Here is a 6,283-nt window from a genome sequence, read left to right on the forward strand (position 1 = left end):
TCCGCATTGTTTTCGGCTAATATTTCCTCAAAACATTCTCTATCGATTTTAAATTCGTCAAGCGCAAGAGACAGAGGACTTATTAACTCGTCTTTTTTAATTTCAAAAGATTCTTCGGCGTTATTTATCAATTCTTCTTCTTTAATGACTTTAATCAGAGATTCGATTAATTTAAATTATACTTTGACTCCGAATTTTAAAGACGAATATTTATTTAACCTTTCCTATTCCCACACGGATAATATTTACGCGATAGGAATCGGTTTCGCTTCCGAATTGAATAAAATAAAAACTTATAATAGTTCTGGTCAAAAAGAAAACGATATATTAAGCGGAAATTATTTGATAAATATAGGAGCGGCTTATATGATAAATGAAACTTCTTATATCGGAGGAAATATTAAAGCCGTTATAAACAATTTTGACAATTATAATATATTCGGCGGATTTTTGGATTTGTCTTATATGCGCTCGATATTCAATCCCGATTTGAAAATAGGAGTCGGAATAAAAAATTTCGGTTTTTACGATAAAGTATTTGCGGCGATAGACACGGATATAATAACTTCTATTGCATATGCGAAAGAAGATTCGAGTTTCGCTGTCGCTTTGGAATACGATATTTCGGTTCCGTCCGTTAGTCATAAAATATCGCTTGGACTCGAAGCTATGATAATCGACTTCAATAAATTAGGTTTATTCGATTCAAATATAGATTATGACGATTTGCCCGAAAGCGTTTTGGACGAACCGAGCCACATGCAAAAAAGACATTCGACAAAATTGCCGAGCGGAATTTTAGGAAGACTCGGAGTAGGAAATAAAGGAGTTTCTTTAGGCTTATCCTTATATGTGAATTTATTCAGATTAGATTACGCGATAATTTTCGATAATTTTAATAAGAATAATATTTCGCATGATTTTGGATTAAGTTTTATGTTTTAATTATGCCTCAAATTTGCAAACAAAAAATTTCCAATACTCAAAATTGCGACAGAGAAGAATATAAAGACGGACTATGCATTATTCATCATAACGGGAAAAATAAACCTTCGAATATTTTTAGAAAAGTCATAAGAGACGACATATATAGAGGATTTTATAATTTTTCTTATATGATTAGCTACGATGGATTTAGTTTGGAAGAATTAAAAATTGAAAATGACGTCAAAATGATATTTAGGAATTCTTATTTTGCGGGACCTTTTCAAATAAAAAATAGAGATTTAAAAGCTTCTTTCGATTTTACGGATACAAATTTTGATTCGGGATTATTTATAACATTGTCCGATATTAAAAAAGAAATAATAATAAAAAATTCAAATATATCGATGGATTTAAATTTATCTTTATGCAATTTAGATTCTCTAATTATCGACAACGCAAAAATTAATTGCAAAGCCGATTTTTCAAATTCTTATATAAACGGAAAATTGGAATTTAATCATATTCATTTTAAAGATAATTTGAATTTTCTAAACGCGGTTTTTAGAGACGATTTCACTTTTCAAAATATAATCGTTGAAAAAGATATTGATTTTAGAAACGCCGTATTTTTTAAGAAAATGAAATTTGAAAATGTGGAATTTAAAGGAAATTTTAAACCAGCGGAAATAATTTATAACGATAAAATCGAAATGAAAAATGTTTTAATCAACGGCAAATTAATCGAAAACAATCAAAAAGAAAAAGAAGATAAAAAGAAATTGGAAAAAATTAAAGCGGTAAAAGAAAAAATATATAAGAAAACGATTTTAAAAGAAAAAGAATGATTAAATAAAAACGATTATAAATATTTTTTATTCTCTTTTAATTCTTCTTTCTCTCTTATATCTTTCAATATTTCTTTTATTTTTGAATCCTGATTATCGGAATATATCAAAAGCGCTCCGTTAGATTTCACTATGGTTAAATTGTTTATTCCGTCAACCGTTATAAAATCGTTATCATCGTTTATTATTATATTATTTTTAGATTCTTTAGTATAAACATTTCCAATTACGACATTATTGTCTCTATCTTTTTTATGTATTCTTCCAAGCGCCGAAAAAGCTCCCAAATCGTCCCAAAAAAATTCCGCTTTTATGCATATAATATCTTTTAATTTTTCCATTATTCCCATGTCGAAAGAAATTTTTTCTATTTTTGAAAATATTTCTTTTGCCTTTTCAAAATCATTTCTATTATTAAAAGATTCCGTAACTTTATTGTAAGTGTCGGGCATTAAAGATTTAACGGCATTTAGGACGCTTTCAATATCCCAAATAAACATTCCTCCATTCCATAAATAATTTCCGTCTTCCAAAAATTTTTTAGCGTTTTCAAGATTCGGTTTTTCAACAAATCTTTCGACATTATATTCGTTATCTTTAATATTATCAGCCAATTTTATATAACCGTATCCCGTTTCCGCTCTGTTCGGTTTGATTCCCACTATAATGGTTTTTTTAGTTTTTGAAGTGGTTTCAATAGCTTCTTCTACCGTTTTTGTAAATAAATCTTCTTCTTTTATAATCGGGTCCGCGGGAAGTATGACTATAATAGAATTTCCGATTTTTTCTTTTACGGTTAAAGCTCCCAAAGTAACCGCCGCCGCCGTGTCGCGTCCCAAAGGTTCGTATATTATATTTTCTTTTCTAAAATTCGGTATATATTGATAGAAAGATTCTTTATATCTTATTCCCGTTATTATAAATATATTTTCTTCGCCCGTTATTTTTGACGCTCTCAAAATAGTTTTTTCTATTAGCGATTTATCATCTCCGATTTTCAAAAATTGTTTGGGTTTGTTTTCGCGGCTTAAGGGCCAGAGTCTCTCTCCTATTCCTCCCGCCATTATAAGAACGGATTTTTTCATATCAAGCCCCCTTAAAATACTTTATAATATACTATTTTTTATTTTCACCGCTTTCGAGTTTGTCATTATGATAAACGGTATTTATTCTCTTTATCGATAACGCTCTTCCCGAATCGGTATCTACTTGCACTATAATTCCGTTAATCATAGGCGAATCGGTGTCAACCTCGAATCTATGAGGTATTTTTGAAACGAATCTTGCAATAGCCGCTTCTTTTTTCATTCCTATAACCGAATTATATCCTCCGCACATTCCTATATCCGAAATATAAGCCGTATAAGAATTTAATATTTTTTCGTCCGCGGTTTGAACATGAGTATGAGTTCCGAAAATGCAGCTAACTTGTCCTTCCAAATAATAAGAAAACGCTATTTTTTCCGCTGTCGCTTCGGCATGAAAATCTATAAATATAATATTGGTTTTTTCTTTGATATGTTTAATAGCCAAATGCGATTTCTTAAAAGGGCAGTCCAAAGCGTCCATAAAAGTTCTGCCCATAAGATTTATTACTCCGATTTTGCAGTCGAATATATCGTAAATATAATAACCGAGTCCCGGCGCTTCGCTCGGAAAATTATAAGGACGAAGAAGTCTATTCTCCGAGCCGATTAAAGCGAAAACATCTCTATTGTTCCAAATATGATTTCCAGAAGTTAGAACATTTACTCCCGAATTAAACAATTCCGCCGCCGTGTCTCTCGTAATTCCGATTCCGTTTGCCGCATTTTCTCCGTTCGCTATCACAAAATCTATTTCATGCTCTAATTTTATCTCTTCCAAATGCCTTCTTATTGCATATCGCCCCGTGACGCCGATAATATCTCCGAGACATAATATATTTTTTACGGACATTTTTAAAACCTTTATTTATATTTATAAAATTATATAAAAATTTATTAATCTTGCAAATTTATCTTGCAACTTCAACCGCTCGCGTCTCTCTTATAACGGTAACTTTTATTATACCGGGATATTTGAGTTCTTCTTCTATCTTTTTAGCTATATCTCGAGCTATCTGTTTCGCCTGATTATCGTCAACTATATCGCTTTTAGCCATAACTCTAAGTTCTCGTCCCGCCTGTATAGCGAAAGATTTTTCAACTCCTTCCATACTGTCCGCGATTTTTTCTAAAGAATCGAGTCTTTTAATATAATTTTCAAAAGATTCCATTCTCGCCCCTGGTCTTGCAGCGCTTATTGCGTCCGCCGCCTTAACTATAACCGCTTCTACCGTTTGAGTTTCCACATCGTTATGATGCGCTCTTATAGAATTTACAACTTCTTCTTTTTCTCCGCATCTTTTAGCCAAATCCGCGCCAGACATTGCATGCGAGCCTTCTCCTTCTATTTCTATAGCCTTTCCGACATCATGCAAAAACGCGCCTCTCTTTGCCATTTCCACATCCGCTCCGATTTCCGCCGCTATCATTCCCGCAATATTCGCAACCTCTTTACTATGAAGAAGCATATTCTGTCCATAACTCGTCCTATATTGAAGTCTTCCCATATGTCGAACCAATTCATGATGCATAGCGGTAAGATTCAAATCGGCAATGGCGTCTTCTCCCGCTCGGACAATAGAATCTTCCACTTCTCTTTTTGTCTTTGTAACTATTTCCTCGATTCTCGCGGGATGAATTCTTCCGTCTAAAATCAATTTTTCCAACGAAACTTTGGCTATATGTTTTCTCACTGGGTCAAAACATGAAATTACAACGGCTTCTGGAGTATCGTCTATGATAATATCGACTCCCGTTAGAGTTTCGAGCATTCTTATATTTCTGCCTTCTCTTCCGATTATTCTTCCTTTCATTTCCTCGCTCGGCAAAGACACGGAAGTAACGGAAGTCTCTTGAGTGACATCGCTTGAAAGTCTTTGAATGGTTTGAACGATTATCTCTCGAGCTTTTCTATCTCCCGTTTCGATAGCGTTTTTTTCTATATTGTCGATTATTTTAGCTGCGGCTTTTTTGGCGTCATCCTCGATTTCTCTTATAAGGACTTCTTTTGCCTCTTCCACCGACAAACCAGATATTTTTTCTAATTGTTTTTTTTCTTCTTCGATTATTCTGTCTAATTTTTCTTCTTTTTCTTTTATTTGTTTAGTTTTATTCTCAATATTCCTTTCTTTATCTTCCAAATATTGAGATTTTTTGTCTATATTCGCCTCTCGTTGTAGCACTCTGTTTTCTAATTTTTGAAGTTCGGCTCTTCTTTCTTTAGTTTCATTCTCTAATTTATGTCTCTCTTTTTGTATTTCCGAATTAGCGGAAGAAATCGCATGTTTTCTCTCGCTTTCGGCTTTTTCTTTTGCCTCTTGAATTATTTTATGTTTCATTATTTCCGCAGAATTAGCGTTCATTCTTGCAATTACAAAGCGGATTATATATCCTAAAACAACACCGACTACAACAGAGGCGATAGCAATAATTAAAGTTTGCATCTTTCACCTCATTATCTTTTATTCTATATGATGTATAATATAATAGATTTCATATAAAGTCAATAATATTTTATAAATTTTTTTGATATTTTTATATATATCTAATATTATTAATTAACAAAACATAATAATAATTTTATAGTAAAATTCAATGATTATGGCATCCGCAATCGCAATTAGTTATCTTTATATCGCAATCTTCTTTCAAATCTGGAATATTATCCTCTTTCTCTCCTATCGGATATAAAAGCCTTAAAGCGTTAAGAACTACAATAACGGTAACTCCCGTATCGGCAAATATCGCAAGCCACATAGTCGCAAGTCCCAAAGCTCCCAAAGTAATAGCCGCAAATTTTATAACCAAAGCGAGCAAAATATTTTGGACTACAACAATATGATTCTTTTTCGCAAGTTTAATTACGGTTGCAACTTTTGAAGGCTTATCGTCCATTATAACGACATCGGCGTTTTCGATTGCAGCATCCGAACCTAATCCTCCCATCGCAATTCCAATATCCGCTCTCGCCAAAGAAGGAGCGTCATTTATTCCGTCTCCGACAAATATTGAAGCTTTAGAATCTTTCATCATTTCTTCCAAAGAACTAACTTTATCGTCAGGCAAACATCCGCCTTTGAATACCGATATATTCATTTCTTTAGCGAAACTTTCGACTCTGTCTACATTGTCTCCGCTTATGAGTCCCGTTTTTATATTCATTTTATTAAGCGAAATTATAGCTTCTTTTGAATCTTCTTTTACGCTGTCGTCAATAAAGAATCCGCCCGCATATTTTCCGTCTATCGCTATATGAACATTGAGATTTTTATTAACGGTTTCGGGAATTTCCACATTATTTTGTTTAAGTAATTCTTTTCCGCCGATTATAATATTTTTATTTTCAACCGTAGTCATAGCTCCTTTTCCGCTAATATCTTTATGGCTTGAAATTAAATTATCTTCTATATTTTCTCCTCTTTTTTT

The 6,283-nt window shown here is 32.8% G+C and carries 6 protein-coding genes; 2 read left to right on the forward strand and 4 right to left on the reverse strand.

Features of this window, described 5'->3' with window-relative positions:
* Positions 1-945, forward strand: a 945-nt coding sequence (locus tag EZH24_RS05880) for a hypothetical protein (protein WP_419670454.1), incomplete at its 5' end; no start/stop codon positions are given.
* A gap of 2 nt (positions 946-947) precedes the next feature.
* On the forward strand, positions 948-1,772 hold the full coding sequence (locus EZH24_RS05885; protein WP_137998211.1) for a hypothetical protein: 825 nt from the start codon (positions 948-950) through the stop codon (positions 1,770-1,772).
* 14 nt (positions 1,773-1,786) lie between these two features.
* Here the strand turns inward: EZH24_RS05885 and EZH24_RS05890 are convergent, their stop codons facing one another.
* The 4 genes from EZH24_RS05890 to EZH24_RS05905 all read right to left on the reverse strand — a co-directional run.
* Positions 1,787-2,857: a mannose-1-phosphate guanylyltransferase gene (locus EZH24_RS05890; protein WP_137998212.1), complete on the reverse strand. Its 1,071-nt coding sequence runs from the start codon at positions 2,855-2,857 to the stop codon at positions 1,787-1,789.
* A 31-nt stretch (positions 2,858-2,888) separates the two neighbouring features.
* Positions 2,889-3,710: a TIGR00282 family metallophosphoesterase gene (locus EZH24_RS05895; protein ID WP_137998213.1), complete on the reverse strand. Its 822-nt coding sequence runs from the start codon at positions 3,708-3,710 to the stop codon at positions 2,889-2,891.
* Positions 3,711-3,768: 58 nt separating this feature from the next.
* Positions 3,769-5,301 (reverse strand): ribonuclease Y, encoded by a 1,533-nt coding sequence (gene rny, locus EZH24_RS05900; RefSeq protein WP_137998214.1) that lies wholly within the window; start codon positions 5,299-5,301, stop codon positions 3,769-3,771.
* Positions 5,302-5,449: 148 nt separating this feature from the next.
* A partial coding sequence (locus tag EZH24_RS05905) for an HAD-IC family P-type ATPase (RefSeq protein WP_137998215.1) occupies positions 5,450-6,283 on the reverse strand: 834 nt, incomplete at its 5' end.

Origin of the sequence: Brachyspira catarrhinii (assembly GCF_005518285.1) — a bacterium.
In the GTDB taxonomy this organism is placed as follows: Bacteria; Spirochaetota; Brachyspiria; order Brachyspirales; family Brachyspiraceae; genus Brachyspira; species Brachyspira catarrhinii.